A 17047-nucleotide genomic window follows, 5' to 3' on the forward strand; every position below is an offset into this window, starting at 1 on the left:
ATTATTCGCTCCGGCTCGCCAGCGCGTTGACGGCGGCGACCGTGATCGCGGAGCCGCCGAGGCGGCCCTCAACCGTCAGTGCCGGCACTGGCGGATCGGCCATCAGCGCGGCCTTGGATTCGGCCGCACCGACGAAGCCGACCGGGCAGCCGATGATCGCCGCGGGCCGCGGGCAGTCGCGGTCCTCCAGCATATTGAGCAGATGAAACAGCGCGGTCGGCGCATTGCCGATCGCGACGATCGCGCCGCCCAGATGCGGCCGCCACAGCTCCAGCGCTGCCGCCGAGCGGGTGTTGCGCATGGATTGCGCGAGTGCGGGAACGGCGGCATCGCCGAGCGTGCAGATCACGGCGTTGGCCGCGGGCAGTCTCGCGCGCGTAATGCCTTCGGAGACCATGCGCGCGTCGCACAGGATCGGCGCTCCCTTCTGCAAAGCGGCCCGCGCAGCGGCCGCCATGCCGGGCGTGAAGCGGATATGCGCCTCCAGGCCGACCATGCCGGCGGCATGGATCATCCGCACCACGACCTGCTCCTCGTCGGGCGTGAAGCGCGCAAGATCCGCCTCAGCGCGGATGGTCGCAAAGGACTGCCGGTAGATCGCCGCACCGTCGGTCTCGTAAGTGTAGGGCATCAGTGCCCTCCGACCAGGATGGAGGGATCGTTGACGATGTCATCACCGTTCAGGCCGCGCAGAGCGGGCTCATCGCGGGTCGATCCACCGCGGACGAGATCGAATCCGGCGCGGGTCGCAACAAGCGTCACAGCGGCGGCGCCGGAATGCGCGCAGCCCTTGGCGCAGCCGGAGACGTGAAGCCGCGTATCGGGTGCAATGCGCGGCGCGAGCGCGGCGGCGAGCGCGCGGGTATCGGCATGCGCCTCGCGGCAGCGCGGGGCGCCGCTACAGGCGATGACGCGTAGCGCGGGATCGTACGGCTCCGTGATGAGACCCGCTCCCTTCGGCATCGCACGCTTGCCCTCGCTCAGGACCATCCGCCATGGCGTCATGCGCAGGGCATGTCCGCAAGCCGCGAATTGATGCAGCGTTGAATGCAGCATCTGCCCGAACGCCACTCCGACCATGGCGCCCTGCGGATAATGTCCGGGCCGCAGCGTAGCCATCACCGGGGCCGGTTCGGTCTCGCCGCGCAAGGTCCCCGGCAATGCCGCACCGGAAGCGATGTGGGCCGCCATGCGCCCTCGCCCGCCGCTGATGCCGCCGGAGGCGATGAACCAGTTTGCGATCGCCAGTGCCGTGCTCACGGCGCCTCCGCGCCCGACCGAGCGGCCGAGCCTCGCACCATCGGCCCGCACCAGAAGCCGGCCGCTGCGATCGCGCTCAATGCGCACGTCGGCGGAATCGCCGGCCAGCACGCGCGAGGTCCCGTCATCGATCGCGAAGCCGAACTTTGTGGGCAATTTGAGCGCGCTGTCGGCAAGCGCCTCCTCGAGCTCGGCGGCGAGCGCCTGCGTGTCGTCGCCCTCGTTCCAGAACGGCGTCACCAGGATGTTGCGCCGGGATTCGATATCGACGTCGGGATCGAGCAGCGCCAGTCGCGCAAGGCCATCGAGCAGCGGGCCGTGGCTTTCGTCGCTGACACCTCTGATCTGGAGATTGGCGCGGCTCGTCACGTCGATGAGACCATTGCCGAAGCGTTCGGCCAGCTCGGCAAGGCCGGAAATCTGTGCCGCGTCAAGGCGTCCACCGAAAGGACGCACGCGCACCACGAGGCCGTCGCCCGATCGCATCGGCCTCAGCGCGCCGGGACACCAGCCCTTGATCGCGGAAGCGCTCATGACGCCTCCTTCAGCGCAGCGGCGATCGAATTGCGGCGTGTCCGCCAGAGCGAGGCCTCATGCAACCGCGTGAAGCACGTCTCCATTGCGACGAGCGCCGTCGGATTCTCGCGTGCCATGAACGCGCGGACATCATCGTTGCCGAGCGTCGCATCGTAGTAGAGATCGAATAGATGCGGCGGCACGGCGCCGGCAAGATGCGCGAAGGCGGCCATGTGCTCGAGCGTCGCGGTGATCTCGGCCGCGCCGCGAAAGCCGTGGCGCATCATGCCGGCGATCCAGGCCGGGTTCGCCGCGCGGGCCCGGACGACGCGCGAGATCTCTTCCGTCAGCGTGCGCGCATGCGGCTCCTCGGGGCGCGTTGTGTCGATGTGATAGAGCGATGGTCCTGCCGCGCCGAGATGTGCCGCAGCTGCGGCGACGCCGGCTTCATGCGCGGCATAGTCGGCAGCGAGCAGAAGATCGGTCTCCGGCAGATCCTGGACGTGAACGAAAGCATCCGCCGACGCGAGCCGCGCCTCGATGCCGGCACGATCGGGCTTGATCGCGCCATCCGCCGAGAACGCCCAGGACGATGCCGACAGCCAGGCTTCCCCGGCGGCATCACGCGTCTCGGGCGTGAAGGCATCAGGGATCGCCGACAGGCCAACGCCGTATTGTCCGGGCCGCGGCGCAAATACACGTGACGCGCGGTGGCGATAGGGATTCTCCTCGTCCTCCTCGTCGCGGCCTGCGAGTGCCTCGGACGCGGCCTCGAACAATTGCGCCAGCCCCGAAAAGACATCGCGGAACAAGCCGGACACGCGCAGTGTTACGTCGATGCGGGGACGGCCGAGCTCGGCCGGCGCGATGATGTCGTAACCGGTGACGCGGCCGGAGGCGTGGTCCCAGCGCGGCGCGAGGCCTGCCAGATGCAGGGCCATCGCGAACTCCTCGCCTGCGGTGCGCATCGTCGCCGAACCCCAGAGATCGACCACGAGCCCCTTCGGCCAGTCGCCATGATCCTGCAAGTGACGGCGCAGCAGCTCTTCGGCGAGCTTGATGCCTTGCGCATGGGCCGACGGCGTCGGCACCGCGCGTGGATCGACGGCGAAGAGATTGCGCCCGGTGGGCAGCACGTCCTGGCGCCCACGATAGGGTGAGCCCGACGGCCCCGGCGCAACGCGCTTGCCTGCAAGCGCCGCCTGCAGCGCCTCGCGCTCCGCTTCGCCGCAGGCGCCGCGCCCGAACACGTGCAGGCCGTCGCCGAACTGGCTTTCCTTGAGATCGCAGACGAAGCGATCGATCCGCGGAATGGCTTCGGCTGGTGCGGCCGATGCATCGAGGCCGAGATCGTCTTCGAGACCCGCCGCGCGTGCCTCGTCGCGGATCGCTGAGATCAGACGCTGGCGGCGCGCGGGATCGAGACCATCGGCAGTCGAGTATTCATCGAGCAGACGTTCGAGCCGGCGCAGGCCTTCCGGCACCGCGGATGCCGCCAGCGGTGGCGGCAGGTGGCCGATCGTGACGGCAGCGATGCGCCGCTTGGCCTGCGCGGCCTCGCCGGGATCATTGACGATGAAGGGATAGATGACGGGGAGATCGCCGATCAGAGCCTCGGGCCAGCATGCCTGCGACAGCGCCACGGATTTGCCGGGCAGCCATTCCAGCGTGCCATGTGCGCCCATGTGCACGACGGCGTCACAGCCCTGCTCCCGAAGCCAGAGATAGAATGCGACATAGGCATGGCGCGGCGTGCGGGCAAGATCGTGATAGTCGGCATCGCGCGTCGTTGCATCGCCGCGCTCGGGCTGGACCGCGATGATCGACGCGCCGCAAGCGATCGCGGCAAAATGAAACGCGCCGTCGCGACAGCTCGGATCATCCTCCGGCGCGCCCCAGGCTTGCGCGAGATCATCCCGCAGTGCTTGCGGCAGGCGCGAGAGCGCCGCGCGGTAATCGGCAACACTCCAGGTCAGTTGCTGCCTCAGCAGCGTCTCGCCGAGCGCATCGACCGGCGCAACATCGAAGCCGACCTCCGCAAGATCAGACAGCAATGCCTCGACTGAGGACAGCGCATCGAGACCGACCGCATGCGCGACCTGGTGCGGGCGTCCCGGATAGTTCGAGAGCACGATCGCCAGCTGCTTCTCGCCAGCCGGCGTCTCCGCGAGCCGCCGCCAGGCGGCAACGCGTGCGGCGACGACCTGCACCCGCTCCTCATCCGCGTGATGGGCGAGATGCGAGAATTGCAGATCGGGATCGCGCATCCCAGCGGATTTGAAGCTCACCACGCCCGCGAACAGGCGGCCGTCGACCTCGGGCAGCACCACATGCATCGCGAGATCGCCGGGCGACAGGCCGCGCAGCGATTCCGCCCAGTCCTCACGCCGCGCCGTCGAGAGCGCAACCTGGAACACCGGGCATGATGCAGCATCGAACGGCGTCGTGCCGTCATCGCTCATTGCCGAGAACGCCGTCGCATTGACGATCGCGACCGGAGGATCCTGCGCGAGATGCGCGCGCAGCCAATCGGCAACGCCCGCGGCCTTCAGCGAGGTGACGAAGACACCATAGGCATCAAAGCCCTTTTCGCGCAGCGCGGCGATCAAGGCATCGACCGGGCCGGCGTCCGCAGCGGTGAGATAGGAGCGATAGAACGTCACCAGCGCGCGGGACTTCCCCTCGCCGCCCACCGGCGCAGCAATGACGCCACGCGCGGGATCGTAGAACCCCATCTCAGGCACGGTCATCTCGCCGGCGACTGGCCCGGCATAGAGGCCCGAGGCCAGCGCGAGCTGCGCGATCGCAGCTTGCGCGGCGACCGGGCCGCCGGTGTCGCAGAGCACCTTGAGCCGGCGCAGCGTCGAGACCGGCAAGGTCGAATACGCGTCCAGCCGCGTATCGTCGCGGCCATCGGCCGGCAGCACGGCCAGCACGATGTTACGGTCCTTGGCAAGTTGCCGGAGCGCCGCGAGACCATACGGCCAGTAGGACTCACCGCCAATCAACCGCACCAGGATGCCGCGCGCATAGGAGAGCGTGCGCTCGATATAGGTGTCGACCGAAAGCGGATGACGCAGCTCCGCAAGATTGGCGAGCCGCAGCGACGGCAGGCTGTCGCGGCCGCGCCGCCAACCGGCCGCGAACGCGGCAAGATCGGAATCCGAATACGAGAGCACCACGAGATCGGCCGGGTCCTGGCCGATGTCCCTTGGCGTCGCGGTCTCCTCGAGACCGCGGCTCTCGCGGAAGACGACGTGCATCAGATGCCAGATCCTGAAAGACCAAGTCCTGACCTGATCGCGGCCTCGTCGATATCACCGTGCTCGCCGATCACGACGAGCTTTGATTGCCGTACGCCGGCAGCCCAGGGCTTGTCGAACTGGTGGCGCACGCGCTCGCCGACCGCTTGCAGCAACAGGCGCATCGGCTTGCCCGCGACCGCGATATAGCCTTTCGCACGCAGCACGTTCTGCTCGCGCGCCAGGCGCTGGACGGAGGCGACCAGCGCTTCGACATTAGACACTTCCGGAAGATCGATCACGACGGAGGCAAAATCGTCATGCTCGTGCTCGTCCTCGCCATCGTGATGCGACGGACGCGCAGCAAGATCGTTCTCCGCGGCAGCGCCGAGGCCGAGGATGACGCGCGCATCGATCGCGCCGTCGGTGACGGGGAGCATCGGCACGCGGCGCGGCATCTCGGCCGTGATCGCCGCCTTGGCGGCTTCGATACCCGCGGCGCCCGCAAGATCGGCCTTGGTCAACAGCACGATGTCGGCACAGGCGATCTGGTCCTCGAACACTTCCGACAGCGGCGTCTCGTGATCGAGATTGTCGTCCGCCGCGCGCTGCGCTTCGACCGCAGCCGGATCCGGCGCGAAGCGGCCGGCAGCGACGGCTTCGGCATCGGCCAGCGCGATCACACCGTCGACCGTGATGCGCGAACGGATCTCCGGCCAATCGAATGCCTTCAACAGCGGCTTTGGCAGCGCCAGGCCCGAGGTCTCGATCAGGATGTGATCGGGCCGCACTGGGCGCGCCAAGAGCTGCTCCATGGTCGGAATGAAATCGTCGGCGACAGTGCAGCAGATGCAGCCATTGGCGAGCTCGACGATGTTTTCCTCCGGGCAGTTGGCATCGGCGCACGACTTCAGGATCTCGCCATCGACGCCCTCGCTGCCGAACTCGTTGACGAGCACGGCGAGCTTCTTGCCGCCGGCATTGGCGAGCAGATGCTGGATCAATGTCGTCTTGCCGGAGCCGAGAAAACCCGTGACCACCGTAACAGGGACTTTTGCGAGCGAATTCATTCGGCGGCCTCCGGCACGACGGCAATGGGGGGAATGCGGGCAAGCGATTGCTTGCGGAAGATTTCGGGACGGCTGCGCCAGGGCACGAGGCCATCAGGCGCGGCCGCATAGGCCGCAGCGCCCGCGATCACGTCGCGCGCATTGGCATCCGACAGGCGGCCATAGACATAGGACCAGCGGCCGGGCGCGCTGAGCGCGACCGAGCAGCCCTGGCTGCAGGCCGACAGGCATTCGACGGGAACTACGCTCACGCCGTCGGGCACGCCGGCGTCCAGGATCGCACCGTGCAACCGCTTGCCGGGCGTCGTCTCGCCCTCGCCAAGCGTCTCGCCGGCACGGCAGGTAATGCAGACGTGAAGTGTGACCGTCATCGCCTCTTCCAGAATAAACAGCGGGAGGCGAAGAGGCGCACGAACCACTTTCCAGGGGCCCGTTTCCCCGTCGCGGAACACCCCGTCCGCCGGTCCAAAATCGTCCGCGCTGGCAGGTCTCCCGGCTTGCGGAGCAGGGTCTTGCCCTTCGATCCCCGCCTTCCCGATCCCGTTAGGGATCAGTGGCTTCGGGCATCTCTCCGGTCACGGTCGCGGGGGCGGCTGCATTTTGGACCCAAATCTTGCCGATTCGGACCCTATCGCATTCCCTCTTCGCCTGTCATAGGACAGGAACCAACGCGGGCCCACCATTTGCCGCTGGCCGCCACTTGTCAAGCCGAAGGACTGGTACGATGACGCCTGAACCGGAGACCCAAACGGGCGAGGAAACCGACGCCCGCCACGCTGCGAAAATGGCGAAGAAGAAGGCCGCCCGCGACAAGATCATGGCGACCAAGAGCGGCGAAAAAGGCCTCATCATCGTCCACACCGGCGCCGGCAAGGGCAAGTCGTCCTCCGCCTTCGGCATGATCGTCCGCTGCGTCGCCCATGGCTTCCCCTGCGCGGTCGTGCAGTTCATCAAGGGCGCCTGGGATACCGGCGAGCGGCGCCTGCTCACCGGCCATTTCGGCGATCTCTGCCAGTTCCACGCAATGGGCGAAGGTTTTACCTGGGAAACGCAGGACCGCGCCCGCGACATCGCCGCCGCGCGCGCCGGCTGGGAGAAGGCCAAGGAGCTGATATCAGATCCCAACCTGCGCATGGTCGTGCTCGACGAGATCAACATTGCGCTGCGCTACGACTATCTCGATATCGCCGAGGTCGTCGAATTCCTCACCACGCAGAAGCCGCCGATGACGCATGTCGTCCTCACCGGGCGAAACGCCAAGGACGAACTGATCGAGATCGCCGACCTCGTCACCGAGATGACGCTGGTCAAACATCCCTTCCGCTCCGGCATCAAAGCGCAAGCCGGCGTCGAATTCTGAGACCATCTCGCTATGGCGCGCGCGCTGATGATCCAAGGGGCCGGCTCGGACGTGGGCAAGTCGCTCATCGTTGCCGGCCTGGCGCGCGCCTTCACGCGACGTGGCCTGCGCGTGCTCCCGTTCAAGCCGCAGAACATGTCGAACAATGCGGCCGTCACCGTTGACGGCGGCGAGATCGGCCGCGCCCAGGCGCTGCAGGCGCTCGCCGCCGGCGTCGAGCCGCACACCGACATGAACCCGGTGCTGCTCAAGCCCGAGACCGATGTCGGCGCGCAGGTCATCGTCCACGGCAAGCGCATCGCAACCGCCCGTGCACGTGACTATGCGGCGATGAAACCTTCGCTGATGGGCGCCGTGCTGGAGAGCTTTGAGCGGCTGAAGGCACGCGCCGATCTCGTGCTGGTCGAGGGCGCGGGCAGCCCGGCCGAAGTGAACCTGCGCAAGGCCGACATCGCCAATATGGGTTTTGCGCGCAAGGCAGACGTGCCCGTCGTGCTCGTCGGCGACATCGACCGCGGCGGCGTCATCGCCCAGCTCGTCGGCATCAAGGCGGTGATCGATCCCGATGATGCCGCGATGATCCAGGGTTTTGTCATCAACAAGTTCCGCGGCGATCCCACGCTGTTCGACGACGGCTACAGGCTGATCGAAGCGAGGACTGCGTGGCGCGGCCTCGGCGTGCTGCCCTGGTTCGCGCGCGCCGGCGAGCTGCCGGCCGAGGACGCGCTGGGCCTGCGCGATGCGCGAAAGCCGGGCCAATGCAAGATCGCCTGTCTCGCGTTATCGCGGATCGCCAATTTCGACGATCTCGATCCGCTCAAGCTCGAACCGGGCGTCGATCTCGTCATGGTGCGTCCGGGCGAAGCAATTCCTGGCGATGTCAGGCTCGTCATCATCCCCGGCTCAAAATCCACCCGCGGCGATCTCGCCTTTTTGCGGGCGCAGGGCTGGGACATCGATCTGCTCGCACATCACCGCCGGGGCGGCCATGTGCTCGGCCTCTGCGGTGGCTATCAGATGCTCGGACATGAAGTCGCTGATCCCGATGGCATCGAGGGCCCTGCGGGCGACACGCCGGGCCTCGGGCTGCTGGACGTGACAACGGTGATGAGCCCGCAGAAGACGTTGACGCGGGTCGCGGCCGTGCATGCCGCCACGGATCAGCCGATCGAGGCCTACGAGATCCACATCGGCCGCACCGATGGGCCCGACCGTGCGCGGCCGTTTGCGAAACTGAACGGCGAGCCGGAAGGCGCGATCTCGCGCGATGGCCGCGTGCAGGGCAGCTATTTGCACGGCCTGTTCACGTCGGATGATTTCCGCAAGGCGTTCTTGGCAAAACTCGATATTCCCGCAGGCGACGAGCCCTATCACGCCAGGGTCGAGAACGCGCTCGATGCCCTCGCCGATCACATCGAAAAGCATCTCGATGTCGAAGGATTGCTCGCGCTAGCGCGTTAGCACCTCGGCAAGGCGCATCCATTCGGATTCGCTGCCGGGAAGTCCGAGGCGCAGCCATGCCGGCTCTCTCGCAAAGACGCGCGACCAGATTTGGCGACGCGCGAGTTTTTCCTGCGCGGCGCGCGCGTCAGGCGTTCCATAAAGACGAAACAAGGGCGTGCCGCCGACAAGCGTCCAGCCTTGCGACTGCGCCATGGCGTCGAGGCGAGCACAGTCGCGTGCGAGCCGCGCTGACGTAGCCTCGGCCCAGGCATCATCGCGCAAGGCGCGGCAGCCAATCGCGATCGCTGCCCCCGAGACCGGCCATGGACCCGACATCGATGCAAGCTTGCCAATATCGGCCGCATTGCCGAGCGCGAACCCAAGCCGCAGCCCGGCAAGGCCATAGAACTTTCCGAAAGAGCGCAGCACCAACAGTCCCGGCCGATCTGCCTGCGAAGCAAGCGACAGCTGCGGAACGGCGTCGGCAAAGCTCTCGTCGATCACGAGACGGCCGACGCGCGGCAGCAATGCCAGCAAGTCCTTCGGCGTATGGCGGCGGCCATCGGGATTGTTGGGATTGACGATGATCGCGAGGTCTGCGCCGGCCAGCGCGTCGAGCCCCGAGACCTCCTGGACATCCCAGCCCGCAGCCGACAGGACCCCGGCATATTCATTGTAGGTCGGCGCGAGGATGCGCGCGCGACCGGCTGGCGCCAGTTGCGGCAGCAATTGAATGGCGGCCTGTGCACCGCCCATCGCTGTAACAGGTGCGCTCGTGCGATAGGCGTGCTGCGCGGCTTGAAGCAAGGCATCGACCTCGGCGCGCGAGGGCAACGCGCTCCAGGCGCGCGGGCTTACCTCGCCCATGGGATAAGGCAGGCGGTTGATCCCTGTCGAGAGGTCGATCCAATCCTCAGCGCGTCCGCCAAAACGCTGCTGGGCCTGATCGAGATTTCCACCGTGCTCGCGCATGCCCCGTTGTTTCACGCGAAGGCCAGGATCGCAAGCACCCCCGCGAGAAGCAGCATGGACCTGCGATAGACCGCCAATCCGTGATTGATGTCCGCAGCGAGCGGATCGCGCGCGTCTTCGTTGAGCCAGGGCTCGTTCGTGATGCTGCCGTGATAGATGCGCGGACCGCTGAGGCGCACGCCGAGCGCCCCGCCATGGCCGCTTCCGGCCAGCCGGCGTTCGGCGAGCGATGGCGGCCCGCATCGCGGCTCATGCACGCCAGCGCCTCCGATCGCCAAGGCGCCAGCAACACGAATAGAAATCCGGTCAGGCGCGCCGGAATGAAGTTGGCGATATCGTCGATGCGCGCCGCGGCCCAGCCGAAAGTTTCGTGTCGCTCGCTGCGATGGCCGATCATGGAGTCGAGCGTGTTGATGGCCTTGTAGCCGAGGATGCCGGGCAAGCCGAACAGCGCGCCCCAAAACACGGGCGCCACGATGCCGTCGGAGGCGTTCTCGGCAAGGCTCTCGATCGCCGCGCGCGCGATGCCGGGCTCATCGAGCGCCGCGGGATCACGGCCGACGATACGCGAGACCGCGTCGCGCGCAGCGGTGATGTCGCCGGCCTGCAAGGGATTTGCGACCGCCGCGACATGATCGTGCAGCGAGCGCAGCGCGACCAGCGGCCAGGCCAGGACGCCGACCAACACGATCTGGATCCAGCCCGAGGGAAGCAAGGACTGAAGCATCCAGCCGACCGCAACGGAGAGCGCGATCACCACGAGCGCGCCGGCAATGCCCGCGCCGCGGCGAAGCGCCGGCGGATCAGACGCGCGATTCCAGGCGGCATCGATGGCGCCGATCAGCCGCCCCAGCCAGGTCACGGGGTGGCCGATCCGCGCGAACAGCCACGACGGCCAGCCCAAGAGAGCATCCACCGCCATCGCCACCACCATCGCGCCCGCAAAGCCCACGCCTGCCTCCTGTCCCGCCCCTGTTGCGCAAAGCGAAGGCAGAGCGCAAGCCCCTACAGGCCTGATTTCGGCTTTGTCTTTGGCCGTGTTTGGTGATTAGTCAGGGCTGATAGGAGACCTTCATGGCCGTCATCTTGATCACGGGCGGAGCGCGATCGGGCAAGAGCACGCGTGCGGAAACACGCGCGAAGGCCTTTTCCGGCCGGCCCGTCTATATCGCGACGGCCGAGGCGCTCGATGCCGAAATGGAGGCGCGCATCGCCAGGCATCGCGCTCGCCGCGGAACCGACTGGCTCGAACGCGAAGTGCCGCTTGATCTCGTGCAGGTGCTGGTCGCAAGCGATGGCGGCGGCGCACGGCTGGTGGACTGCCTGACACTCTGGCTCTCCAACCTGATGCATGCGGAGCGCGACTGGGAGAGCGAGGTAAAGGAGCTTGCCGCCACCCTGCTTCATCTCAAGAGCCCGGTCGTGCTCGTCACCAACGAGGTCGGTCTCGGCATCGTACCTGACAACGCCCTGGCACGCAGCTTTCGCGACGCCGCCGGAATCATGAATCAGATCATTGCTGGTGTCGCGGACGAGGTCGAGTTCGTCGTCGCCGGCCTGCCGATGAAATTGAAATGATGCCGCGCGCCGAACTTTTGAAAGACGTCGTCGCCGATCTCAGGATGGCGGCATCGTTCGTCACGATCCTCCCGGTAGCATCGTCGAAGCCCGCAGGCGACGGCGCCATCGCGCGTGCAACCTGGGCCCTGCCCGTCGCGGGACTGCTGGTCGGCCTTGCCGGCGCGTTGGTCTATAAGATCGCCAGCCGGTTCGGACTGACACCAAACCTTGCCGCCCTGCTCGCGCTGGCCGCGACCGCCCTCATCACCGGCGCGCTGCACGAGGACGGACTTGCCGATACCGCCGATGGGCTGGGCGGCGGCCGGACGCGCGAGCGCAAGCTCGAGATCATGCGCGACAGCCGGATCGGGACGTACGGCGTCTGCGCGCTGATCCTGTCGTTCGGCCTGCGCTGGAGTGCGCTCGCCACGATCGCCAATCCGTGGGCGGTCACGTTGGCGCTGTGCGCGGCGCACATCGCTGCCCGCGCCGGCGTGCCGGCCTTCATGTCGCTGGTCCCTCCGGCGCGGCCGGATGGGCTTTCGGCGAGCGCGGGGCCACCGCCGGGCCGCAGTGTCGCCATCGCCTTCGCACTTGGGACGCTCGCTCTCGCCCTCGCGCTCGGGCCGGGCAAGGCGCTGGTCGGCCTGATCCTGCTGTCGCTCGCCGGGTTCATGCTGGCGCGACTTGCCATCCGCCAGATCGGCGGGCAGACCGGCGACATCCTCGGCGCGTTCGAGCAGCTCGGTGAGATCCTGATCCTGCTGGTCGCAGCAGCCTTCCAGATGGGACGCTGACCTCATGGTCGAGTTCGACGATACCTTCCGTCAGCATTTACGCGAGCTGTTTGTGTGGCGCCGCGACGTGCGCCGCTTCCGCAGCGATCCGCTGCCGGAGGGGGCCATCACGCGACTGATCGAGACCGCCTGCCTGTCGCCGTCGGTTGGGCTCAGCCAGCCCTGGCGTTTCGTCACCGTCGACGATGCCGCACGGCGCCGTGCCGTAATCGACGATTTCAGGACATGCAATGCCGATGCGCTCAATTGCTACTCCGGAGAGCGCGCGGCGCGCTATGCGACGCTGAAACTGTCGGGCCTCGAACAGGCGCCTGGCCATCTCGCGGTGTTCGCGGACAAGGCCAGCGATATCGGCCACGGCCTCGGCCGCGCCACCATGCCGGAAACGACGGAATATTCCGTGGTCGCTGCGATCACCGCGATGTGGCTCTCAGCGCGTGCCGAGGGCATCGGTATCGGCTGGGTTTCGATCCTGACCCCCGCGCGCATTCACGCCGCTCTCGACGTGCCAAATTCCTGGAAGTTCATCGCCTATCTCTGCATCGGCTATCCGGAGGCCGAATGCGACCAGCCGGAGCTTGAGCAGGCGAAATGGGAGCACCGGCGCAGTGCGGACGAGTTCACGCTGCGGCGCTAGTAGCGACCAGCGCATCGAAACGCGCGATGCTTGAAGGTGAAGGTCAGGTCCGAAATCGCGACTCGTTGCGGCGTATGATTGCGATGCTAGCCCTCCGAAGCTTGCGAATGACCGTTCACATGCGCTTTTCATCAATTGTGGGCACCGGGCTTTCGCGCTAAGCATCAAGCTCGGGACAAAGCCATCGTGCAACGAATTCCATGACCGAGCGGTCTTTCGTTTCAGTGGAGGTCGACCGCCGCGGCTTCATTCGCCTTGCCGGCGCGACCGCCGCGGGATGGCTCGCGCTCGGCGCGACGTCGGATCGCATGCGAATTGTCGCCTCGCTGACCGCATTGCCGCTCGACGAAGAGCTGACCAGACGGAGTATGATCGACGCCGCGACATCCCGCCTGGGCGGCCTCATCGTCGGCTTGAGACAGCGAGGCTGGGTCGAAGGCGTCAACTTCCGCCTCGAGGTCCGCTCGACCTTCGGCGCACCGGACAGACTGGAGACGGCGGTTCAGGAGCTGCTCGACCTCAAGCCGGACGTGATCCTGACCGGCTCGACGATCGAAACCGCGGCCGTCTTTGCAGCCACCAAGACCATTCCGATCGTTTTCGCCACCGCCAACGATCCCGTCGGCAACGGCTTCGTCGAAAGCCTCGCGCACCCCGGCGGCAACGTCACCGGCTTTACCAACAGCACCGCCGAGATGGGCGGCAAATGGCTTCAGCTGATCCGCGAGGCCGTGCCTGATGTCGCGCGTGTCGGCATCCTGTTCAACCCGGCGACCACCCCGCGCGGCGGGCGTTTCTTCCTCGAATCGATCGAGCAGGAAGCCGCGGCGTCCGGCGTATCCGCGATCCCCGCGCCCGTCAACGCACCGGCGGAGATCGATGACACCATCAGGCGTTTTTCCGACCCGCCCAAGGCGGCGATGGTTGCGCTCGTTGACAGCTTTCTCGTGGTGAACCGGAAAGCGGTCGTCACGGCGGCGGCGAACCATCGCGTGCCCACGATCTATCCGTTCCATTATTTCATGGATGCGGGCGGGCTGATGAGCTACGGGCCGACACTCGAAGTGCGCTCGGCCGATTATGTCGATCTCATCCTGCGCGGCACCAAGGCCGGCGATCTGCCGGTGCAATCGCCGCGGAAATACGAGCTGCTGATCAACCGCACGGTCGCCCGCACACTGGGACTGACGATACCATTCACGCTGCTCGCCCGCGCCGACGAGATCCGCGAGTGAACGAGGCGGTCGACCAGGGACAGTTGCGGACGCCTCCCGGCCGGCTGTTCAGAAAATATCTCTACTCGATCGTCGCCCTCGCCTTTGCCGCGCTTGCCATCAACACCGGCTTCGACGTCTGGTTCTCCTATCGCGAGCAGAAGCAGCTGCTGGCGGCAACCCAGCGCGAGCAGGCGGCATCCGCGGCCATTCAGATCGGCCAGTTCATCGGCCAGATCGAGAGCCAGATCAGATGGCTCTCGCGCCTGCCCCCGGAGCTGTCGACCAACGAGGACGAGCGGCTGAACGCCATCCGTCTCCTGCGTCTCTCGCCTGCGATCGCGGAAATCGCCGAGCTCGATCTCGCAGGGCCGCGAGCAGGTGCGCGTATCGCGCCGCGTCGCCGACAGGATCGGCAGCAAGGACGACCTCTCCGCTTCGCCCGCCTTCCGCGGCGCCATTGAAAGCCGGGCCTATTACGGACCCGTCTACTTCTTCGGCGATACCGAGCCGTTCATGACGCTCGCGACGCGCGGCACCGGCCGCGCTCCCGACGTGATCGTTGCCGAGGTCAATCTGCGCTTCATCTGGGATCTCGTCGCCGGGATCAGGGTCGGCAACACCGGCAAAGCCTATGTGGTCGACCGCATGGGTGTGTTGATCGCGCATCCTGACCTGTGGCGGGCGCTGCAGCGCAGTGATCTCTCCGGCCACGCCGATGTCCGTGCTGCGCTCGACGGCGTCGGCCCACCCTCGGGCGGCCTGGTCAAGGAGGATCTGTCCGGCCAACGCGTGCTGTCGACCTATGCGACGGTACCCTCGCTCGGCTGGCTGGTGTTCGTCGAGCTGCCGCTCACCGAAGCCTACGCGCCGATCTACGCTTCGATCGGCCGCTCGACGTTTCTCCTGGTCATCCTGCTGGCCTTCGCAGTCCTCGTGTCGCTGTGGCTCAGCCGGCGCATGAGCGTGCCGATCCAGATCCTGACGCAGGGCGCGCGGCGGATCGGCAGCGGCGATCTCGGCCAGCGGCTCGCGATCAAGACCGGTGACGAGCTCGAAGCGCTCGGCGACCAGTTCAACCGTATGGCCGCGCACTTGCGCGAATCCTACGCGACGCTCGAGCGCAAGGTGATCGAGCGCACCTCCGAGCTCGAAAAGGCACGCGACCATGCTCTTGCCGAGCACGATGCCGCCGAACGCGCGCGCAGCGCGGCGGTGGCGGCCAACGAGACCAAGTCGCGCTTCCTTGCCGTCGTCAGCCACGAGCTGCGCACGCCGCTGAACGGCGTCATGGGCGTGCTGCAATTGCTGGACGACGGCAGCCTCAGCGAGGTGCAATGCCGCCACCTCGCCACTGCGGCGGCGTCAGGCGAAACGCTGATCGCGCTGGTCGACGCCGTGCTGGAATATGCCCGCCTGGAGGCCGCTACCGAAATGCTGGAGACGCGCGACTTCCGTCTCGACCAGCTCATCGAGGCCGCCGCCGACCTGATGCGTCCGCAGGCCTTCGACAAGGGGCTGACCTTCGACCTCGCCTGCCATGCGACGGTCAACACGTCCGTGCACGGCGATCCTGTCAGGCTCAATCGCATCCTGCTCAATCTGATCGGCAACGCGATCAAGTTCACGGCAAGCGGCGGGATCGGCTTGAGCGCGGCGGCCGAGCGGCGCGACGATCATGTCCTGCTGCGTATTGCCGTTCGCGACACCGGCATCGGCATCGCGCGCGGCCTGCACGAGCGGATTTTTGAGGATTTCGTCCAGGCCGACGACAGCATCGCGCGGCGGTTCGGCGGCACCGGCCTCGGCCTTGCGATCGCGCGGCGCCTCACCCGCCTGATGCGCGGCGAGCTGACGGTTGAGAGCGCGCCGGGCGCGGGCAGCACTTTCACGCTTGAAGTGCCGATTGGCCTCGCCGGAAACGGCGGCGCGCCGGGCGCACTGCCGCCGCCGTCGCACCAGCTCCGCGTGCTGCTGGTCGACGACGATCCCGTCAATTGCGAGGTCGGCGAAGCCATGCTGAACCGGCTCGGCCATAGCCCCATGATCGCCACGAACGGCGCCTCGGCCGTCGCACTCGCCCGCGATCAGGCGTTCGACGTCATCCTGATGGACCTGCACATGCCCGACATGGACGGCGTGGAGGCGGCGTCGCGGATCGGCAAGCTCGGTCTGCCGAAGATGCCGCGCATCATCGCCGTGACCGCCGACGTGTCCAGCAGCGCCCGCGAACGGCTCGCCGGCGCCGACATCGCCAAGGTCGTCAGCAAGCCGATCCTGATCAACGCGCTGCGCGAGGCGATCGAGGATGATCCGGCGCTGGAGACGACCGCAACACAGCTTGCGGCCGGCGCGTTGATCGATCGGCATTTCTCGACGACCAGAAAGAACTTTTGGGCCCGGCGCAAATCGAAAAGCTCCACCACTTGCTGGAAACGACGAGCGCAAAGCTGATCGAGGACATAGACAGAGCAGCGACGGCCGGCGATTCCAAGCGGCTGGCGCGATCCGCGCATCAACTCGGCAGTGCCGCCGGCGCGCTCGGACTCGTTCGCCTGTTCGAGCACTGCCGCGACGTCGAGCTGGCGGCGCCCTCAATGTCCCTGCCCGAGTGCGAGGACGCTGCCCGCGAACTCGCCGCGCTTCGAGAGGCGTCGATGCGCGCGCTGAACGATCTGCTCCGGCCGGCCGAGCAGCATTCGGGGAGCTAGCCGACCCCCGGGTCGACTGATCCCGAGTCATCAATCTGACCCTACCTCAGTATGGTCACGTCATACCCGCGCACAATGGCGACAACCAACTACGTCGTGCTAGCTATGAACGCAGAGTGAAAAGCAACGGAACCGGCCCCGCGAGCCGGCAGTTGCAGGACAAGTCCGGCGGCGTAACGCCCGCCGGCCTTTCTCCTGATCGAACGGCGCGATGCCGCTCCAGTACTTGATGTCTACTGTCACAGTTGGCTGCAGAGAGTACGCC

General features: G+C 66.9%; 12 protein-coding genes, 2 pseudogenes and 1 riboswitch. Of the genes and pseudogenes, 7 read left to right on the top strand and 7 right to left on the bottom strand.

Going from position 1 to position 17047, the window contains the following annotated elements:
- Position 1: 1 nt before the first annotated feature.
- Genes ACSKB8_RS38080 through ACSKB8_RS38100 form a run of 5 tightly spaced genes read right to left on the bottom strand, consistent with a single transcriptional unit; the run spans position 2 to position 6459 of the window.
- Positions 2 to 631 carry a precorrin-8X methylmutase gene (locus ACSKB8_RS38080; RefSeq protein WP_091887734.1) on the bottom strand — a complete coding sequence of 210 codons (630 nt, stop codon included), beginning with the start codon at positions 629 to 631 and terminating at the stop codon, positions 2 to 4.
- Positions 631 to 1794, bottom strand: coding sequence for a precorrin-3B synthase (cobG, locus tag ACSKB8_RS38085; RefSeq protein ID WP_438109598.1), 1164 nt, complete (start codon positions 1792 to 1794; stop codon positions 631 to 633). The genes ACSKB8_RS38080 and cobG overlap by 1 nt, the downstream gene beginning before the upstream one ends.
- The gene (gene cobN / locus ACSKB8_RS38090; RefSeq protein WP_438109599.1) at positions 1791 to 5039 is read right to left on the bottom strand and encodes a cobaltochelatase subunit CobN; all 3249 of its coding nucleotides are present in this window, start codon (positions 5037 to 5039) and stop codon (positions 1791 to 1793) included. Before cobN ends, cobG begins: the two co-directional genes overlap by 4 nt.
- On the bottom strand, positions 5039 to 6088 hold the full coding sequence (cobW, locus tag ACSKB8_RS38095) for a cobalamin biosynthesis protein CobW (RefSeq protein WP_438109600.1): 1050 nt from the start codon (positions 6086 to 6088) through the stop codon (positions 5039 to 5041). Before cobW ends, cobN begins: the two co-directional genes overlap by 1 nt.
- Positions 6085 to 6459, bottom strand: a complete 375-nt coding sequence (locus tag ACSKB8_RS38100) for a DUF1636 family protein (protein WP_438109601.1) — start codon at positions 6457 to 6459, stop codon at positions 6085 to 6087. The genes cobW and ACSKB8_RS38100 overlap by 4 nt, the downstream gene beginning before the upstream one ends.
- Positions 6460 to 6553: 94 nt before the next feature.
- A riboswitch (cobalamin riboswitch) is annotated at positions 6554 to 6773 on the bottom strand.
- A gap of 39 nt (positions 6774 to 6812) precedes the next feature.
- Here ACSKB8_RS38100 and cobO point away from each other — a divergent pair.
- Both cobO and ACSKB8_RS38110 read left to right on the top strand, forming a co-directional pair.
- On the top strand, positions 6813 to 7448 hold the full coding sequence (cobO, locus tag ACSKB8_RS38105; RefSeq protein WP_438109602.1) for a cob(I)yrinic acid a,c-diamide adenosyltransferase: 636 nt from the start codon (positions 6813 to 6815) through the stop codon (positions 7446 to 7448).
- Between the two features lie 12 nt (positions 7449 to 7460).
- Entirely contained in the window at positions 7461 to 8909 is a 1449-nt protein-coding gene (locus ACSKB8_RS38110; RefSeq protein WP_438109603.1) for a cobyric acid synthase, read from the top strand.
- On the opposite strand, the gene cobD is transcribed toward ACSKB8_RS38110, so the two are convergent.
- Both cobD and cbiB read right to left on the bottom strand, forming a co-directional pair.
- Positions 8898 to 9863, bottom strand: coding sequence for a threonine-phosphate decarboxylase CobD (cobD, locus tag ACSKB8_RS38115; protein ID WP_370988674.1), 966 nt, complete (start codon positions 9861 to 9863; stop codon positions 8898 to 8900). The genes ACSKB8_RS38110 and cobD overlap by 12 nt on opposite strands.
- An 11-nt stretch (positions 9864 to 9874) precedes the next feature.
- Positions 9875 to 10797: pseudogene (gene cbiB / locus ACSKB8_RS38120) on the bottom strand (adenosylcobinamide-phosphate synthase CbiB).
- 140 nt (positions 10798 to 10937) lie between these two features.
- Here cbiB and cobU point away from each other — a divergent pair.
- From cobU to ACSKB8_RS38145, 5 genes and pseudogenes are all read left to right on the top strand, one after another.
- Positions 10938 to 11441 (top strand): bifunctional adenosylcobinamide kinase/adenosylcobinamide-phosphate guanylyltransferase, encoded by a 504-nt coding sequence (cobU, locus tag ACSKB8_RS38125; protein WP_370988676.1) that lies wholly within the window; start codon positions 10938 to 10940, stop codon positions 11439 to 11441.
- The gene (gene cobS / locus ACSKB8_RS38130) at positions 11438 to 12220 is read left to right on the top strand and encodes an adenosylcobinamide-GDP ribazoletransferase (protein WP_370988677.1); all 783 of its coding nucleotides are present in this window, start codon (positions 11438 to 11440) and stop codon (positions 12218 to 12220) included. Before cobU ends, cobS begins: the two co-directional genes overlap by 4 nt.
- 4 nt (positions 12221 to 12224) lie before the next feature.
- Complete coding sequence (gene bluB / locus ACSKB8_RS38135) at positions 12225 to 12857, top strand: 5,6-dimethylbenzimidazole synthase (protein WP_438109604.1); 633 nt, start codon at positions 12225 to 12227, stop codon at positions 12855 to 12857.
- A gap of 200 nt (positions 12858 to 13057) precedes the next feature.
- The gene (locus ACSKB8_RS38140) at positions 13058 to 14092 is read left to right on the top strand and encodes an ABC transporter substrate-binding protein (protein ID WP_438109605.1); all 1035 of its coding nucleotides are present in this window, start codon (positions 13058 to 13060) and stop codon (positions 14090 to 14092) included.
- A pseudogene (locus tag ACSKB8_RS38145) lies at positions 14089 to 16782 on the top strand (ATP-binding protein). The gene ACSKB8_RS38140 and the pseudogene ACSKB8_RS38145 overlap by 4 nt, the downstream one beginning before the upstream one ends.
- The last annotated feature ends 265 nt before the right edge of the window (positions 16783 to 17047 follow it).

Source organism: Bradyrhizobium sp. BR 1432 (genome assembly GCF_051547705.1).
Taxonomy (GTDB): Bacteria; Pseudomonadota; Alphaproteobacteria; order Rhizobiales; family Xanthobacteraceae; genus Bradyrhizobium; species Bradyrhizobium zhanjiangense.

Excerpts from the sequence above, each read along its gene's own strand:
- bluB (WP_438109604.1), top strand. The coding sequence starts at position 12,225 with ATGGTCGAGTTCGACGATACCTTCCGTCAGCATTTACGCGAGCTGTTT.
- cobU (WP_370988676.1), top strand. The coding sequence starts at position 10,938 with ATGGCCGTCATCTTGATCACGGGCGGAGCGCGATCGGGCAAGAGCACG.
- ACSKB8_RS38100 (WP_438109601.1), bottom strand. The coding sequence starts at position 6,459 with ATGACGGTCACACTTCACGTCTGCATTACCTGCCGTGCCGGCGAGACG.
- cobS (WP_370988677.1), top strand. The coding sequence starts at position 11,438 with ATGATGCCGCGCGCCGAACTTTTGAAAGACGTCGTCGCCGATCTCAGG.
- cobD (WP_370988674.1), bottom strand. The coding sequence starts at position 9,863 with ATGCGCGAGCACGGTGGAAATCTCGATCAGGCCCAGCAGCGTTTTGGC.
- ACSKB8_RS38110 (WP_438109603.1), top strand. The coding sequence starts at position 7,461 with ATGGCGCGCGCGCTGATGATCCAAGGGGCCGGCTCGGACGTGGGCAAG.
- cobN (WP_438109599.1), bottom strand. The coding sequence starts at position 5,039 with ATGCACGTCGTCTTCCGCGAGAGCCGCGGTCTCGAGGAGACCGCGACG.
- ACSKB8_RS38080 (WP_091887734.1), bottom strand. The coding sequence starts at position 631 with ATGCCCTACACTTACGAGACCGACGGTGCGGCGATCTACCGGCAGTCC.
- cobO (WP_438109602.1), top strand. The coding sequence starts at position 6,813 with ATGACGCCTGAACCGGAGACCCAAACGGGCGAGGAAACCGACGCCCGC.
- cobG (WP_438109598.1), bottom strand. The coding sequence starts at position 1,794 with ATGAGCGCTTCCGCGATCAAGGGCTGGTGTCCCGGCGCGCTGAGGCCG.
- ACSKB8_RS38140 (WP_438109605.1), top strand. The coding sequence starts at position 13,058 with ATGACCGAGCGGTCTTTCGTTTCAGTGGAGGTCGACCGCCGCGGCTTC.
- cobW (WP_438109600.1), bottom strand. The coding sequence starts at position 6,088 with ATGAATTCGCTCGCAAAAGTCCCTGTTACGGTGGTCACGGGTTTTCTC.